Genomic DNA, 17,259 nt, shown 5'->3' with positions numbered 1-17,259 from the left:
CATCACAAGGAGGATAAATGATGGAACAGGTTGATGTATACGTACCGAAGCATCCGATTCGATTCGTAACAGCCTCGAGTTTATTTGATGGACATGATGCATCCATCAATATTATGCGTCGGATACTTCAGGCGAGTGGTGCTGAAGTTATTCATCTTGGACATAACCGGTCGGTAGAAGAGGTTGTACATGCAGCAATTCAAGAAGATGTTCAAGGAATTGCATTGTCATCGTATCAAGGCGGCCATGTAGAATATTTTAAATATGTAATTGACCTTCTAAAAGAGCTAGACGCAGAACATATAAAAGTGTTTGGTGGTGGAGGTGGAACGATTATCCCGCGTGAAATTAAAGAGCTTCATGATTACGGTGTCGATTGGATCTTTTCGCCAGAGGATGGACGTAAATATGGCCTCCAAGGAATGATTAATCGCATGCTGGAGCAATGTGATACCTTATCGCCGATCGATATCGAAAACGATTTTAAAAAACTCATACAAGGCAACCGAAATGCAATTGGTAAATTTATTACGTATGTGGAAAGCGGTTTTACGGATTCTGATGAAAAACAAAAAGTGCTGGATGGGCTAAAGGAAAAGGGGAATAAAAATATCCCTGTGCTCGGAATTACTGGAACAGGCGGAGCAGGAAAAAGCTCACTAACAGATGAATTGATCCGTCGTTTTATGAATGAAGTACCGGATAAAAAGGTAGCGATTATTTCCATCGATCCGACAAAGAAAAAAACGGGTGGGGCATTACTCGGTGACCGAATTCGCATGAACGCAATTTTTAATGACCGTGTCTACATGCGCTCGCTAGCAACACGGGATTCAAGGACGGAGCTGTCAAAAGCAATTCAGGATGTCATTGATGTCGTCCGTGCATCTGGCTTTGATTTTATCATGGTGGAAACGAGTGGTATTGGTCAGGGCGATGCAGCAATTACCGATATTACCGATCTATCCATGTATGTGATGACAGCTGAATTCGGTGCACCAACACAGCTTGAAAAAATAGACATGATCGATTATGCCGATTTTATTGTGATTAATAAATTTGAACAAAAAGGCTCAGAAGATGCACTGAATCAAGTAAGAAAGCAATATGAACGGAGCCGGATGCTCTTTCATCAGGATAAAAAAGCATTTCCAGTCTTTGGAACGATTGCGAGCCAGTTTCATGATGCAGGAACGAACGCTTTATTTGCTGCGCTAATTGATAGATTAAACGATAAATACCATTGGGATGAAAAAATTGATTTTGACCGACATGTTATTTCTGAAAAGCAAAATAGCATTATTTCCAATGAACGTAGATATTACTTGCTTGAAATCGCAACCTATATACGCAATTATCACCAACACACGAAGAAACAAAGCGACATTGCTAGAAAGCTGTATCAACTTGAAGGAACAAAGGAAGTTATGGATGAAAAAGCTATTATTGAAGCCATTGATCAAACGATTGATCAATACACAGAACAGCTTGATCCACAGCTGAAAAAAAAGCTTGAAAATTGGGAGACACTAAAGGACAGCTATCAAGGCGATACGATGACATTTAAAGTTCGGGATAAAGAAATTGTAATGGACATAACAACCGAATCACTATCTGGTCTTAAAATTCCCAAAGTAGCTTTTCCAAAACATATGGATTGGGGAGAGCGACTCACTTGGCTGCGAAAGGAAAATGTCCCCGGTTCATTTCCATTTACTGCTGGTGTGTTTCCATTCAAACGAACAGGCGAGGATCCGACCCGTCAGTTTGCTGGAGAGGGAACTCCGGAAAGAACGAATCGACGCTTTCATTACTTATCAAAAAATGATGAAGCAAAAAGGCTTTCCACTGCCTTTGACTCGGTCACACTATATGGAGAAGACCCTGCGGAAAGACCGGATATTTATGGGAAGGTCGGCGAAAGTGGCGTTAATATTTGTACGTTAGAAGATATGAAAAAGTTGTACACTGGCTTTGATTTAACGAACCCGCTTACATCTGTTTCGATGACCATAAATGGCCCGGCTCCAATAATTTTAGCCATGTATTTCAATACGGCAATCGATCAGCAAGTCGAAAGGTTTATTGATAATAATGAACGCAAGCCCACAGAAGAGGAATACGAGAAGCTCAAAGCAGATACGATCTCTGTCATTCGCGGGACGGTTCAAGCGGATATTTTAAAAGAAGATCAAGGTCAGAATACATGCATTTTCTCAACGGAGTTTGCATTACGCATGATGGGAGATATTCAGGAATATTTTATTGAAAATAATGTACGCAATTATTACTCCGTCTCGATTTCTGGCTACCATATTGCAGAAGCTGGTGCGAACCCGATTACACAGCTCGCCTTTACACTTGCTAATGGGTTTACGTACGTAGAATATTATTTGAGCAGAGGTATGGATATTAATAAATTTGCCCAAAATCTTTCGTTCTTTTTCTCGAATGGACTTGACCCGGAATATACCGTAATTGGTCGTGTAGCTCGTCGGATTTGGGCGATTACAATGCGGGACAAATATGGTGCCAATGAGCGCAGCCAAAAGCTGAAATACCATGTGCAAACGTCAGGACGTTCCCTGCACGCGCAAGAAATTGATTTTAATGATATTCGCACAACATTACAGGCACTACTTGCGATTCAGGATAATACAAATTCACTGCACACGAATGCATACGATGAGGCAATTACGACACCAACAGAGGAATCTGTAAGAAGAGCGATGGCCATTCAAATGATCATCAATAAAGAATTCGGTCTTACAAAAAATGAAAACTCCTTACAAGGTTCGTTTATTGTGGATGAGTTAACGGATCTAGTAGAGGAGGCCGTACTGCAGGAATTTGAAAAAATGAATGATCGTGGCGGTGTACTTGGTGCAATGGAGCGCCAATATCAGCGTGGTAAAATCCAAGAAGAGTCGCTCTATTACGAAGGGAAGAAGCATTCTGGAGAACTGCCGATTATTGGAGTGAATACCTATATCAATCCGAATCCACCATCCGATGAACAAATCGATTCCATGGAGTTAGCACGTGCATCCAAGGAGGAGAAAGAGCATCAAATTACCGAATTAAGAAAATTTCAGGATACTCATAAAGCAGAGGTAGAAGCAGCATTAACGCGTTTAAAGCAAGTAGCAGCTTCTGGTGGAAACATATTTACAGAGCTTCTAGAAACGGTAAAAGTAGCAAGTCTAGGACAAATAACAACAGCTCTCTATGAGGTTGGCGGGCAATATCGCAGGAATATGTAAAAATAAAACTTGTGAATGATTATGAATGATAAGCATCCGCCCGGAGCGATCCCGGACGGTGATCATTGTACAAACTAGAAGAAAACAGCTGAGAAGTTAGTTCACATACTAAATATATTCTGTTTTAACACCAAATCGTATAGAAACAACATGAAAAAACATAAAAAGTTGAGGAAATATATATTTTCTCAACTTTTTATGTCTTCGCTCTAGCATATTCTATATAAATTTGTTTATAATGTAATGTATGTTTAATGTGAAAGAAAAATGGTATATTAGAACAATACGATCCTGACCATAAATTAGGCTCATAGCCTTCAATATTTTTAGCAAAGGGAGTGCATTGCCGTGAGCTTAAACAAGTATAGCCACGAAGAATTACAAGAAATGTCAATGATTGAAATAGCAAGTAAAATTCTATTTGATGAAAAAAAAGCCATCAATTTCAGAGATATTTTTGATAAAATTGCTGAAATTAAAGGTTTCTCTGATAGCGAGAAGGAGAATAAAATATCTCAATTTTATACAGATATGAACGTTGATGGTCGTTTCTTAACGCTTGGTTCAAGCATGTGGGGGTTAAAAAGATGGTACCCAGTAGAACAGGCACAAGAAGATTTGACAGAAGTACCGAAAAAGAAACGAGTGAAGAAAAAGAAGGCTGCAGAAGTTGATGAAGTAGACGAAGAACTTGATATCACAGATGCAGATATTGATGAAATTGTTGATGACTTCGATGAAGAAGAGGACTTTGACGAAGATTTTGATGAGGAAATTGACGATGAAGAACTCGTTGTAGATGAAGATGAATTAGACAAAGAAAAATAGTTAAAAAGGTTCCTTGACTTTTGTTAGGACTATGAGTACAATCTTAATTGGGCTCTTTGAATCTAATAATCAAGGCGTTTCCCTAGCTACAATTGGGGAAACGCCTTTCTTATTTTTTGCAGATAATAAAGCATACCAATTTCTTTATCTGTTTTCGTACAACAAGGCATTCGAGCAAAGGCATGCATTTCAACGTATAAGGGTTTCCAAGAATACAAAGAATGTTTTCATAAGAATCTCTTTAACGAATGCCAAGTTTTTTAACAACAGTTTTAGGAATACTAAATTAAAGAAGATGAAAAGGAAAGAAGGATGAATGGTGACTAAATATATTTTTGTTACTGGTGGAGTAGTATCCTCACTAGGGAAGGGGATTACAGCTGCTTCACTTGGTCGTTTGCTTAAAAATCGTGGATTAAAGGTGACAATCCAAAAATTTGATCCATATATTAATGTGGATCCAGGTACAATGAGTCCATATCAGCATGGTGAGGTTTTTGTAACGAATGATGGTGCGGAAACAGACCTTGACCTTGGGCATTACGAGCGTTTTACAGATATTAACTTAAATAAATTCAGCAATATCACTACTGGTAAGGTATATTCTAGTGTCATTCGGAAGGAACGTCGTGGTGACTATCTTGGTGGTACGGTTCAAGTTATACCTCATATTACAAATGAAATTAAAGACCAGGTTTATCGAGCAGGTGAAGCTACAGAAGCTGACGTTGTCATTACAGAAATTGGCGGAACTGTTGGAGATATCGAGTCATTACCGTTTCTTGAGGCGATTCGCCAAATTAAAAGTGATGTTGGTCGAAACAGTGTCATGTATATACACTGTACCCTTGTTCCATACATTAAAGCAGCAGGTGAAATGAAGACAAAGCCTACACAGCATAGTGTAAAAGAATTACGTTCCTTAGGGATTCAGCCAGACGCGATTGTATTGCGTACGGAATTACCAATTAGCATTGAAATGAAAAAGAAAATTGCGCTATTTTGTGATATCAATGAAGAAGCTGTTATTGAAATGCGTGATGCGGATACACTTTATCAAGTACCGATTGCACTTCAGGAGCAGAATCTAGATCAGTTGACATGTGATCATTTTGGTCTTGATTGTGGAGCAGCGGATATGAAGGAATGGAAGAAACTTGTATCCAAAGTAAGAAATCTTTCTAAAAAAGTTGATATCGGTCTTGTAGGTAAATATGTTGAACTTCCAGATGCTTATATTTCTGTTGTGGAGTCATTGAAACATGCAGGTTTTGATTACGATGCAGATATTACCGTACATTGGATTAATTCAGAGGAGCTAGATAAAACAGCGATTCATTCTGAGCTTTCTCATGTAGATGGAATTATTGTACCAGGTGGGTTTGGCGATCGTGGTATTGATGGAAAAATTGAAGCAATTCGCTATGCGCGTGAAAACAATATTCCTTTCTTTGGTATTTGTTTAGGAATGCAATTAGCTTCTGTAGAATTTGCTCGAAACGTTGTTGGCCTAGAAGGGGCACATTCAGCAGAAATTGATCCAAATACAGCCTATCCAATTATTGATTTACTCCCAGAGCAGAAGAACGTTTCTGATCTAGGTGGCACATTACGTCTTGGATCTTATCCTTGTAAGCTTAAAGATGGAACAAAAACAAAAGCAGCTTATGATGGTGCGGATATGATTGAAGAACGTCATCGTCACCGTTATGAGTTTAATAATGACTATCGTGAGCAAATGGAAGAGCATGGTTTTATTTTCTCTGGTACAAGCCCGGATGGAAGATTAGTGGAAACGATTGAAATCGACAATCATCCATGGTTTGTTGCATGTCAATTCCATCCAGAATTTACTTCCCGTCCTACAAGAGCACAAGGCTTATTCAAAGGCTTTATCGGTGCTTCTGTAGAACAGAGCAATCAAACTAATTAAATTAAAATTGCAACTTGAGATTGTTTCACCCCAAAGGTTAACTTTTGGGGTCTTTTTTTCTTGTGTTAATAAACTTTGGTAAAATATAGTTTGATTGTTTTTTTTCTAAAAAAAGAGGATTTAGCCATCTTTTGTTGAATGAGTTTAAGAGTACTTTTTATATAATAAAGTAAATTGGGAAATTATAAGCTACCATTCTATATTCTAATGATACTAAATTTTGAATAACAGCACTCGATAAAGTCTACTAGTATGTTTACGATAGGCAACAAAGTACGTCGTTTAAAAACTGTTATTTTGATAACTGGGAAATCAATAAAAGAGCAAACAATCCCTTTATCTTGTTATCGTTCATAAGGAACTATCTGAAAAGAGGATGGGACATAACTAAAGTGTTTAACATGAGAGACGAACAATGTACAAACTTAGCGGAGGAAGTATACGTAGAATCCTGTGGGAGGCTCACCAGCCGTCTCTGGATGCGCGCATTATATTTTCGGAGCTGATCGTTCGGATTTTCCCTATGTTAAAACAGTGTTGTCCCAGCCTCTTCCAATTTCGTCACCATTTTTTATTATAATTCCGTGCCTTGGTGCCCCAACTACCATACGTGCTGTTTTAACTCATTTTGGCTAGTCGTAAAAATTTCTGTGTTAGCTTTAAAAAATCCAATTGCAATTGTTTGTACTTCAATTATTCATAAACCTCATTTAACACAATTGATAATTCATGAACAATCGTAAGATAAAGAAATACGACAGTGTATAATTTATTTCGTATTTTCTTATATGCACGTTATTAGAGATGGAGTTGAATCGAAAGGTTATGAAACAAACAGAATTTTCAGGAAAAATAAAAAGGAAAAACACCTATTGTATAGAATTATAATTATAGTAGAGATATTTGTTATTAGGGGGATTAGTGGAGATGCCAAAGGAGATATTAGTAGTTGATGATCAGCCAGGTATCCGTTTGCTTTTAACTGATATTTTAACGAGTGAAGGTCATCGGGTGACTATAGCTTCTACAGGGAAAGAAGCGTTGGATAAAATCCATCAAGCGTCATTTGATTTAATCATCCTGGATTATAAACTACCGATCATCGATGGGGGAGAGGTCTTAAATCAATTAGAAAATGAAGAAATAAAAACACCGGTAATTGTTATGAGTGGTATGGCTGAGAGTATTATTGGAGAAATGGAAACAAGGAGAATAGTGAAGAATACGATTGCAAAACCTTTTAATGTAATGGATTTATGTGCAAGGGTGAAGGAAATATTTATGTAAGCGGATTAATAATAGTTTGGACGAGCTTTCAGGTATTACTTGTTGCGCAAGAGGACGTGAGTTGGTATTCTTATAGTGTACGAAAGTAAATAACGATGTTTGAGTTAATATAACTTAAGGAGGATATTTTAATGCCATTAGTATCTATGAAGGAAATGCTTGAAAAGGGTAAAGAAAATGGTTATGCAGTAGGTCAGTTTAATATCAACAACTTGGAGTATATCCAAGCAATCCTACAAGCAGCAGAAGAAGAAAAGTCACCAGTGATACTTGGTGTTTCTGAAGGTGCTGGGAAGTACATGGGAGGATTTAATGTTGTTGTAGCAATGGTTAAATCATTAATGGAATCCTACGGTACGACTGTTCCAGTTGCAATCCATTTAGACCATGGTTCAAGCTTCCAAAAATGTGCTGAAGCGATTCATGCTGGATTTACATCTGTCATGATCGATGCTTCTCACTCTCCAATCGAAGAAAATATTGCAACGACACAAAAAGTTGTAGAGCTTGCTCATATTCACGGTGTATCTGTTGAAGCTGAGGTTGGTACAGTTGGTGGAGAAGAAGACGGCGTTATTGGTGGAATTCAATATGCGGATAAAGACGAGTGTAAACGACTCGTTTCAGAAGCTGGGATAGATTGCTTGGCACCAGCATTAGGTTCTGTTCATGGCCCATATGAAGGAGAACCAAACTTAGGTTTTGCTGAAATGGAAGAAATCCTAAACCTTGTTCAAGTTCCTTTAGTATTACATGGTGGAACAGGAATTCCATTAAAAGATGTTCAAAAAGCGATTTCACTTGGTACAGCGAAAATTAATGTAAACACAGAGAATCAAATGGCTCAAGCAGAAGCAGTGCGTAATGTGTTAAACGCTAAACCTAATTTATATGATCCGCGTAAATATCTTGGACCAGGTTCAGAAGCAATTAAAGAAACGGTAAAAGGTAAAATGCGTGATTTTGGTTCATCACAACAAGCATAAGAAAATAGGCTTATTACATGAAAATTGGACAGGCTGTTCCTTCGGGTTCAGCCTACCAGTCTATAGAAAATAATGGGGAAGGTGCAATAGATGAAGTTTTTTATCGATACAGCGAACATTGAAGAAATTCGTAATGCGAATGAACTTGGTATTTTAGCTGGTGTAACAACGAACCCAAGCCTTGTGGCAAAAGAAGACGTTTCCTTTCATGAACGCTTGCGTGAGATTACAGATGAAGTGTCCGGATCCGTAAGTGCAGAAGTCATTTCTGAAGATGCTGAAGATATGATTGAGGAAGGGAAAGAGCTTGCTGCGATTGCGCCAAATATAACGGTAAAAGTTCCAATGACTTTAGAGGGACTGAAAGCGGTTAAAGTATTTAGCGATTTAAACATAAAAACAAATGTTACGCTGATTTTTAATGCAAATCAAGCATTGCTTGCTGCACGTGCTGGTGCAACATATGTTTCTCCATTTCTTGGGCGTTTAGATGATATCGGTCATGATGGAATGACCTTAATTGCAACTATTGCTGAAATCTTCGATCGCCACAATATTAGTACCGAAATTATCGCTGCATCTATCCGCCATCCACTACATGTAACTGATGCTGCAATACATGGAGCACATATTGCGACTATCCCGTATAATGTATTGTCCAGTCTTGTAAAGCATCCGTTAACAGACCAAGGAATTGAGAAGTTCTTAGCTGATTGGAATAAACAAAATTAATTGCATGAAATTGGAAAAACTGAAAAAGATAGTAAGGATACGTTTTCAAGAGAATCAACTTATTCGTAGTGCTCGAAATTTTGAACGATCGTATGAAGTTTCGTGCGTCAGTAATACATAGAACAGGAAACCCCTGATTCCATGTAACAATAATTAATTGAAATGAAGTGTGTTCAAATATTTTTTGGACAACCTCTCAGGAACGAGGTATTCAAATGCAAAAATTGTTAATTGAAGGTGGCCATGAACTAAATGGCAAAGTTCGAATTAGTGGGGCAAAGAACAGTGCAGTTGCATTACTGCCTGCATCCATCTTAGCTGATTCCACTGTAACACTTGAGGGACTTCCGGAAATCTCCGATGTTTACACACTTGGAGACCTTTTGGAGGAAATCGGTGGCAGTGTTTCTTGGGATGGGCAGGATGTAACAATTCATCCTGAAAAGATGATTGCGATGCCATTACCAAATGGCAAAGTGAAGAAGTTGCGTGCTTCTTATTATTTTATGGGAGCGATGCTTGGGAAATTCAATAAAGCTGTTATTGGTCTTCCAGGAGGTTGCTACTTAGGTCCACGTCCTATCGATCAACATATTAAAGGCTTTGAAGCGCTGGGAGCCGAAGTTACCAATGAGCAAGGTGCAATTTACCTGCGCGCCAAGGAGTTGAGGGGTGCCAGAATCTATTTGGACGTGGTAAGTGTCGGTGCAACGATTAATATTATGTTAGCTGCTGTCAAAGCAAAAGGGAAAACAATTATTGAGAATGCAGCTAAAGAACCGGAGATTATTGATGTAGCAACCTTGTTAACCAATATGGGAGCGAAAATTAAAGGTGTGGGCACAGACGTCATTCGGATTGAAGGTGTACCATCACTTCATGGCTGTAAGCATACAATCATTCCAGATAGAATTGAAGCTGGAACGTATGCAATTGCAGCTGCGGCACAAGGAAAAGAAGTGGTTATCGATAATGTTATTTCCCAGCATATGGAATCCCTCATCGCTAAATTACGCGAAATGGGTGTTACGGTCGAGGAGAGCGATGAGCAGCTGTATATTGCTAATCGAAAGCCATTGAAAAGTGTTGATCTCAAAACACTCGTATACCCAGGGTTTCCGACAGACCTTCAACAACCATTCACGTCATTATTAACGAAAGTAACCGGTGCGGGTATCATAACGGATACTATTTATTCTGCGCGCTTAAAGCATATTGATGAATTAAGACGTATGAACGCTACTATTAAAGTTGAGGGCGGATCTGTAATCGTATCTGGACCTACCGCGCTGCAGGGAGCAAAGGTAAAAGCATCCGATTTACGTGCTGGTGCCGCGCTTATTATAGCTGGCTTGATGGCGAATGGAGTAACGGAAATTACTGGTGTCGATCATATTGATAGAGGCTATGAAAAAATAACAGAGAAATTAACAAGCCTTGGTGCTAACATTTGGAGAAAAGACATGACCCAGAAGGAAATCACTTACTTTCAGAATTCCTAGCGGGTTGTGATGAAAAGTGCTGCATGCTGGACAAGTCCAATGTTGTAACATAACTCACATAGAATACGAAACGATTTCCGCTTTTCATAAATATGCTTTTTGGGATGAGTATATTTTAAAACAACCTCTAAAAGGGAGATGGAAATCATGGAAAGAAGTTTATCAATGGAGTTAGTTCGCGTTACAGAAGCTGCAGCATTAAAGTCAGCACGTTGGATGGGAAGAGGCGTTAAAGATGAAGCCGATGATGCAGCGACAACGGCAATGCGTACTGTATTTGATACAATTCCGATGCAAGGAACAGTAGTCATTGGTGAAGGAGAAATGGACGAGGCACCGATGCTTTATATCGGTGAAAAGTTGGGAACTGGTGATGGACCTGGAGTTGATGTTGCCGTTGATCCACTCGAAGGAACGGATATTGTTGCGCAAGGATCATGGAACGCTCTTTCTGTTATTGCAATTGCTGACAAAGGAACATTGCTACATGCACCAGATATGTACATGAATAAAATTGCGGTTGGTCCGGAAGCAGTTGGCATGATTGATATCAATGCTCCAACAATTGATAATCTAAAGGCCGTTGCCAAGGCAAAAAATAAAGACATAGAAGATGTTGTTGCAACCGTACTTGATCGCCCACGACATGCGAAATTAATTCAAGAGATCCGTGAATCAGGTGCAAGAATTAAGCTCATACCAGCTGGTGATGTTGCTGCTGCTATTAATACGGCCTTCGAAGATACAGGTGTTGATATTCTGCTCGGATCGGGTGGAGCACCTGAAGGCGTATTAGCAGCAGTAGCACTTAAATGCTTAGGAGGAGAGCTGCAGGGGAAGCTTGTTCCTTCGAATGATGAGGAAATTGAGCGTTGTATTCAGATGAGTATTACCGACTTAGATAAAGTTTTTTACATGGATGATTTCTGTAGTGGGGATGATGCTATTTTTGCTGCTACAGGAGTTACGGATGGTGAACTACTAAAAGGTGTACAGTTTAAAGGTTCTAAAGCGACTACACAGACGCTTGTTATGCGAGCGAAAAGTGGCACTGTACGTTTTATTGACGGGGAGCATAGTCTGCAAAAGAAGCCGAATTTAGTAATGAAGTCATAAATTGATTTGATCAACACCAGGAAATTTGAAGTGGGAGACTGCTTTCAGAAAAAGCGAAATAGAAAAGGAAGCCAGCTGTGGCTTCCTTTTCTAACACTATATGAAGCTATGAAATAATTTTGATCATACATTAATGGTCTGTAATGCCCGACCTCTAAGCGCGAGAAAAGCAATAACGTGAAAGTGGGCCACCCCACTGCATGAAGTTTCACTCTAAGTGTAACAAAGTTGTACTTGATTCTGTCTGTTTTCTTAAAAAATGATATTGAATATTAGTGATTAAAAGAGTAATATAATATATGTTTAATACAGGCATAACTTGGCTAATCTATTTGTACGTTGATTTTATATGAGATACGATTACCAACGGAGAAACTTGATCGATAGACTTCTATTAAAGCTTCTGTTAAACTCTACATTTCTTCAAGGACGATCCTACCATAAGAAGTGGAACCACCTGGAATTATCGAATTTATATTAGTTGATTGTTGTTGTGGAATACTTGCTATTTCGCAACAATTGTTTAAACGTAGTAAAATAAATCTCTCTATGAGAAGATGTATAGGAATAGGCATGGTGATTGAATGGAAGCATTAACAATTTCTAATTTAGAAACAATGACATTAAAAGAAATTTATGCTTTGGCAAGAGAATTTAAAGTTTCTTATTATGCAAAATTAACCAAAAAGGAACTTATTTTTGCTATTTTGAAAGCACAGGCAGAAAAAGACGGGTTTCTGTTTATGGATGGTGTTTTGGAAATTATTCCTTCAGAAGGTTTCGGTTTTTTACGTCCGATTAATTATTCTCCAAGTGCAGAGGATATTTATATATCTGCATCACAAATTCGTCGTTTTGATTTGCGAAATGGTGATAAAGTATCTGGAAAGGTACGTCCTCCGAAAGAAAATGAACGATATTATGGCTTATTACATGTAGATGCAGTTAACGGTGAAGATCCAGATTCATCGAAGGAGCGGGTGCATTTTCCGGCATTGACAGCACTTTACCCGAATCGTGTTATCAAACTGGAAACGGTAACGAATAAACTATCGACGAGAATCATGGACCTTATGACTCCAGTAGGTTTTGGACAGCGTGGGTTAATTGTTGCACCACCAAAAGCTGGAAAAACGATGTTGATTAAAGAAATCGCAAATAGTATTTCGAAAAACCATCCGGAAGCAAAGCTCATTATTTTGTTAGTGGATGAGCGACCGGAAGAGGTTACAGATATTGAGCGTTCCGTAGATCCAGATGTAGATGTTGTTAGCTCAACATTCGATGAAGTGCCAGAAAGTCATATTAAAGTATCTGAGCTTGTATTAGAACGTGCGATGCGTCTTGTTGAGCATAAGCGTGATGTAATCGTCTTAATGGATAGTATCACGAGACTGGCACGGGCATATAACCTTGTTATTCCACCAAGTGGACGTACACTTTCAGGTGGTATAGACCCAGCTGCATTCCATCGTCCAAAACGTTTCTTCGGTGCGGCACGAAACATCGAAGAGGGTGGTAGTTTTACCATTTTAGCAACAGCTTTAGTTGATACAGGATCACGTATGGATGATGTTATTTATGAGGAATTTAAAGGGACAGGTAATATGGAACTGCATCTAGATCGTCAATTAGCAGAACGAAGAATCTTCCCTGCAATTGATATTTTACGTTCAGGTACGCGTAAAGAAGAGTTGCTTGTTAATAAAGGTCATCTTGATAAAATGTGGGCAATCCGCAAAACAATGCAGGATTCACATGACTTCCTCGAACGTTTCCTAAAACGATTGAAAGCTTCAAAGAGCAACGAAGATTTTCTACAATTAATGGATGAAGAAATGAAACGAAAAGGGATGATGAAATAAATTATATAAGTGCATGTTCAAAAGGATGATAAAAAGGAACGAGAAGTTCGACGTGTCATTTTTACCGTATTTTTTGAGCTGCCGCTATTGCAATCATTCCTTCATACTGTTATAATCTTTCTATGTGAGTTTAGAAAAGGCATATTGCCTATGACGGCTCTTGCAATAACTCTGTTTCCTCAGGACTCAGGGCAAAAAGGAGTGGAAGACATGAAAAAAGATATTCATCCAGAATACAGAAAAGTAGTCTTTCTTGATACAAGTTCAGATTACAAATTCTTGAGCGGTTCAACAAAAGGATCAAACGAAACGATTGAGTGGGAAGATGGTAACACATACCCATTAATCAAAGTTGAGATCAGCTCTGATTCACACCCATTCTACACTGGTAAGCAAAAAGCTGATAAAGTTGGCGGACGTGTAGACCGATTCAAGAAAAAATATAATATGAAGTAAAAAGCTGAAGTAACTTACTTTATCTTTATCTTTATAAAGGACAGGCAAAATGTCTCTATTTTGCCTGTTTTTTTACTTTCCTTTCTGTATAAGTGCAACTAAGGCATCTGCTCCAAAGGCATGCACACCAAAGTATAAGGCCTTCTAAGGAAGTAAAGAACGCTTTCGTAAGAATCCCTTTAACAAATGCTAAGTTTTCTAATATTATTTGAAATAAAGAGGTTAATTTTATCGAGTATAGTGGTAAACTATACACTGTACATAAAGATTAGCCAACGTGATGAGAGGAGTTCTCCTGCATGTATGTAATGAAGCAAAGTGGTTGGGTTGAAGTCATATGTGGTAGTATGTTCTCTGGTAAATCAGAGGAATTAATCCGCCGTGTTCGTCGGGCAACATATGCCAATTTGACCGTTCGTGTGTTCAAGCCTGCAATTGACGATCGTTACGATGATACAGCTGTCGTTTCCCATAATGGCGCTTCAACCATCGCTCGCCCGATTCATAAGTCTGTAGAGATTTTAGAACATATTGATGACCATGTCGATATTGTTGGAATAGATGAAGTGCAATTTTTTGATGCGGCTGTTGTTGAAATAGCCGAAGAGCTTGCAAATCGAGGAATTCGTGTGATTACTGCGGGGTTGGATACAGATTTCCGTGGGGAACCATTTGGTCCAGTACCTAAGCTCATGGCATTAAGTGAGTCCGTAACAAAGCTGAATGCTATTTGTCCTGTATGTGGCTCACCGGCAAGCCGTACACAACGTTTGATCGACGGCAGCCCTGCATCCTACGATGACCCAATAATTCTAGTGGGTGCATCTGAGTCGTATGAGCCAAGATGTCGCCATCACCATGAGGTTCCAAAGAAGCCTAAAGGTAATTTTAACCGAAACCTAGAAAATGCAATAAAGTAAACGAGAGCGCCCAAATGGGGTGCTTTTTGTTTGGAGTCATAAAAAATAGAGAGATGACGAATTAGTGTCAACTCTCCTTCATAAATCTTTTGTTATTCGACTACTTCAAAATTATAGTCACTATGCTCGTGTAAATCCTCATCATCTTCTACGTGTACATTGATCGTATATGTGCCGGCCTCATCAAACGTGTGTGTACCTAGATATTCACCAGCTTTACTTTCTGTTGCATCAATCCATTCTCTTTCATTTTCATTTTCGGTATTCCATATTTCATAGCGTACATTAGCATTCTCGAACGGTTCTTCATCCAGTTGTAAATGGACGACAAAATCTGCTTCCTCAGCAACCTTTACTTCATTTATATCCATTAAATGGATGACAAATCCCTCTGTGTCATGATGACCGTGATCATGGTTAGAAGCATCGTTTGATTCCGCATGTCCATCGCCAATTGTAATGGACTTCTTCGGCATTGTATGTAAATCTCTTGCTGTCGTATGAGCATAAATTTCATAAACTCCGTCTTCTTCAAATGTTACCTTTGCTGTATACGTGCCGTCTTCATGATTGGTTGACTCCACCATTGTACTGTCATCTTCATTTCCTGCTAACCAATGTTCAAATACGACTTCGTCCGCGTCGGTAACCATTTCACCGCCATATGTAACAGTAGCCTTTAATTCAACTGTTTCACCAACTTCTTCCTGCTCCGGCAATTCAAATTCAACATCCAATGACAGGAGTTCTCCGTCAGCGTCCACGCCTTCATCTGCTTGGTTATTTGACCCACAAGCCACTAATGCAAAAATACAAACAAACCAAAAGCTTCTTTTCAAATATTTTGGAATCATTTATTATTCAACCCCATTTTGATAGTTTTAAAACAATTTACAACTTCTAACAACAATCTACCAAGGTTTAAGTATATCGTCAATGGACAAGCCGTGAACAAATGAAGAAAACATCCTATCGCACCACGATTTGCTGAAAAAGCGCATATAGCACCATTCGCAAAACTAAGACACCATTTTGGGCGCATATAGCACCATCCGCAAAACTAAGACACCATTTTGGGCACATATAGCACCATTCGCAAAACTAAGACACTATTCTGGGCGCATATAGCACTATTCACAAAACTAAGACACCACCCTTGCCGCTTAAAGCACGATCCCCATCAAATATAACACTAACCCTCGCTTCAGATAGCTCCATTCCCAAAACCACCTGCCACTAATTGACCACGTACCCTCGGTTATAATATAATTAGACTGTTAATCAGAAAGAGGTGTACGTGATGTTAGATCGTTTACAAACATTAGAAGATCGTTACAATAAATTGAACGAGATGTTAAGTGACCCGGATATTATTAGTGATACGAATAAGTTACGTGAGTATTCCAAGGAACAATCAGGTTTAGAAGATGTTGTTCAAGCTTATCGTGAATATAAAGATGTGACATCCCAACTAAAAGATGCGAAGGAAATGCTTGACGATAAACTAGATGATGAGATGCATGAAATGGTAAAGATGGAAATTGATGAACTGAGTGAATCCAAAGCAGACTTAGAGGCTAATATGAAAATTCTTCTTCTGCCAAAAGATCCGAACGATGATAAAAACGTATTCATGGAAATTCGTGGTGCAGCAGGTGGAGATGAAGCTGCATTATTTGCCGGTGATTTGTACCGGATGTATTCTCGTTATGCAGAGAGCCAAGGCTGGAAAATTGAAGTCATGGAAGCGAGCTCTACTGGTGTTGGAGGATATAAAGAAGTAATCTTTATGATAAATGGTAATGATGTATACTCCAAGCTGAAATATGAAAATGGGGCACATCGTGTGCAACGTGTTCCAGAGACAGAATCCGGTGGTCGGATTCATACATCGACCGCAACCGTTGCTGTACTTCCAGAGGCGGAAGAGGTAGAGGTTGATATTCATGAAAAAGATATTCGTGTGGATACATTTGCATCCAGTGGGCCTGGTGGACAAAGTGTAAACACAACGATGTCCGCTGTTCGATTGACACATGAGCCGACAGGGATTGTTGTTTCGATTCAGGATGAGAAATCACAAATTAAAAACAAAGAAAAAGCGATGAAAGTACTTCGTGCGCGTGTTTATGATAAATTCCAACAAGAAGCACAAGCGGAATATGATGAAAACAGAAAATCAGCTGTTGGAACCGGGGATCGTTCCGAGCGTATTCGTACGTACAATTTCCCGCAAAATCGTGTAACAGACCACCGGATTGGTTTGACAATTCAAAAGCTCGATCAAATCATGCAAGGGAAATTAGACGAATTTATCGATGCGCTTGTTATGGAAGAGCAAACTAAAAAATTAGAACAAATTGGTGAATAA

13 protein-coding genes are annotated in these 17,259 nt (G+C 38.9%); 12 read left to right on the top strand and 1 reads right to left on the bottom strand.

What is annotated here, in order from left to right:
- Positions 1-20 precede the first annotated feature (20 nt).
- The 11 genes from icmF (at position 21) to F1560_RS13560 (ending at position 14,888) form a co-directional block, all read left to right on the top strand.
- Positions 21-3,263, top strand: a complete 3,243-nt coding sequence (gene icmF, locus F1560_RS13610; RefSeq protein WP_149475174.1) for a fused isobutyryl-CoA mutase/GTPase IcmF — start codon at positions 21-23, stop codon at positions 3,261-3,263.
- A 348-nt stretch (positions 3,264-3,611) separates the two neighbouring features.
- A complete protein-coding gene (rpoE, locus tag F1560_RS13605) occupies positions 3,612-4,091 on the top strand; it encodes a DNA-directed RNA polymerase subunit delta (protein ID WP_149475173.1) in 480 nt (159 codons plus the stop codon).
- A gap of 319 nt (positions 4,092-4,410) precedes the next feature.
- Entirely contained in the window at positions 4,411-6,024 is a 1,614-nt protein-coding gene (locus tag F1560_RS13600) for a CTP synthase (RefSeq protein WP_149475172.1), read from the top strand.
- Between the two features lie 927 nt (positions 6,025-6,951).
- Positions 6,952-7,311 carry a response regulator gene (locus F1560_RS13595; protein ID WP_149475171.1) on the top strand — a complete coding sequence of 120 codons (360 nt, stop codon included), beginning with the start codon at positions 6,952-6,954 and terminating at the stop codon, positions 7,309-7,311.
- A gap of 131 nt (positions 7,312-7,442) precedes the next feature.
- Positions 7,443-8,297 carry a class II fructose-1,6-bisphosphate aldolase gene (gene fba / locus F1560_RS13590; protein WP_149475170.1) on the top strand — a complete coding sequence of 285 codons (855 nt, stop codon included), beginning with the start codon at positions 7,443-7,445 and terminating at the stop codon, positions 8,295-8,297.
- A gap of 90 nt (positions 8,298-8,387) precedes the next feature.
- A complete protein-coding gene (gene fsa, locus F1560_RS13585) occupies positions 8,388-9,029 on the top strand; it encodes a fructose-6-phosphate aldolase (protein WP_149475169.1) in 642 nt (213 codons plus the stop codon).
- Positions 9,030-9,244: 215 nt separating this feature from the next.
- Entirely contained in the window at positions 9,245-10,531 is a 1,287-nt protein-coding gene (locus tag F1560_RS13580) for a UDP-N-acetylglucosamine 1-carboxyvinyltransferase (protein ID WP_149475168.1), read from the top strand.
- A gap of 147 nt (positions 10,532-10,678) precedes the next feature.
- Entirely contained in the window at positions 10,679-11,647 is a 969-nt protein-coding gene (glpX, locus tag F1560_RS13575; RefSeq protein ID WP_149475167.1) for a class II fructose-bisphosphatase, read from the top strand.
- Between the two features lie 584 nt (positions 11,648-12,231).
- A complete protein-coding gene (gene rho, locus F1560_RS13570) occupies positions 12,232-13,512 on the top strand; it encodes a transcription termination factor Rho (RefSeq protein ID WP_149475166.1) in 1,281 nt (426 codons plus the stop codon).
- Positions 13,513-13,722: 210 nt separating this feature from the next.
- Positions 13,723-13,968: a type B 50S ribosomal protein L31 gene (locus F1560_RS13565; RefSeq protein ID WP_149475165.1), complete on the top strand. Its 246-nt coding sequence runs from the start codon at positions 13,723-13,725 to the stop codon at positions 13,966-13,968.
- A 299-nt stretch (positions 13,969-14,267) separates the two neighbouring features.
- Positions 14,268-14,888: a thymidine kinase gene (locus F1560_RS13560; protein ID WP_149475164.1), complete on the top strand. Its 621-nt coding sequence runs from the start codon at positions 14,268-14,270 to the stop codon at positions 14,886-14,888.
- Between the two features lie 92 nt (positions 14,889-14,980).
- Here the strand turns inward: F1560_RS13560 and F1560_RS13555 are convergent, their stop codons facing one another.
- Positions 14,981-15,742, bottom strand: coding sequence for a FixH family protein (locus F1560_RS13555; RefSeq protein WP_149475163.1), 762 nt, complete (start codon positions 15,740-15,742; stop codon positions 14,981-14,983).
- 446 nt (positions 15,743-16,188) lie between these two features.
- Between F1560_RS13555 and prfA the strand changes: the two genes are divergently transcribed.
- On the top strand, positions 16,189-17,259 hold the full coding sequence (prfA, locus tag F1560_RS13550; protein WP_149475162.1) for a peptide chain release factor 1: 1,071 nt from the start codon (positions 16,189-16,191) through the stop codon (positions 17,257-17,259).

The sequence above is a fragment of the Oceanobacillus polygoni genome (genome assembly GCF_008304605.1).
In the GTDB taxonomy this organism is placed as follows: domain Bacteria; phylum Bacillota; class Bacilli; order Bacillales; family Amphibacillaceae; genus Oceanobacillus; species Oceanobacillus polygoni.
Note: the sequence above shows the minus strand (reverse complement) of the source record. Positions and strands in the feature narration are given on the sequence as shown.

What these genes read in the sequence shown, in the direction of transcription:
- prfA (WP_149475162.1), top strand. Translation starts at nt 16,189, where the DNA reads ATGTTAGATCGTTTACAAACATTAGAAGATCGTTACAATAAATTGAAC.
- icmF (WP_149475174.1), top strand. Translation starts at nt 21, where the DNA reads ATGGAACAGGTTGATGTATACGTACCGAAGCATCCGATTCGATTCGTA.
- F1560_RS13595 (WP_149475171.1), top strand. Translation starts at nt 6,952, where the DNA reads ATGCCAAAGGAGATATTAGTAGTTGATGATCAGCCAGGTATCCGTTTG.
- fba (WP_149475170.1), top strand. Translation starts at nt 7,443, where the DNA reads ATGCCATTAGTATCTATGAAGGAAATGCTTGAAAAGGGTAAAGAAAAT.
- fsa (WP_149475169.1), top strand. Translation starts at nt 8,388, where the DNA reads ATGAAGTTTTTTATCGATACAGCGAACATTGAAGAAATTCGTAATGCG.
- glpX (WP_149475167.1), top strand. Translation starts at nt 10,679, where the DNA reads ATGGAAAGAAGTTTATCAATGGAGTTAGTTCGCGTTACAGAAGCTGCA.
- rho (WP_149475166.1), top strand. Translation starts at nt 12,232, where the DNA reads ATGGAAGCATTAACAATTTCTAATTTAGAAACAATGACATTAAAAGAA.
- F1560_RS13560 (WP_149475164.1), top strand. Translation starts at nt 14,268, where the DNA reads ATGTATGTAATGAAGCAAAGTGGTTGGGTTGAAGTCATATGTGGTAGT.
- F1560_RS13580 (WP_149475168.1), top strand. Translation starts at nt 9,245, where the DNA reads ATGCAAAAATTGTTAATTGAAGGTGGCCATGAACTAAATGGCAAAGTT.
- F1560_RS13565 (WP_149475165.1), top strand. Translation starts at nt 13,723, where the DNA reads ATGAAAAAAGATATTCATCCAGAATACAGAAAAGTAGTCTTTCTTGAT.
- F1560_RS13555 (WP_149475163.1), bottom strand. Translation starts at nt 15,742, where the DNA reads ATGATTCCAAAATATTTGAAAAGAAGCTTTTGGTTTGTTTGTATTTTT.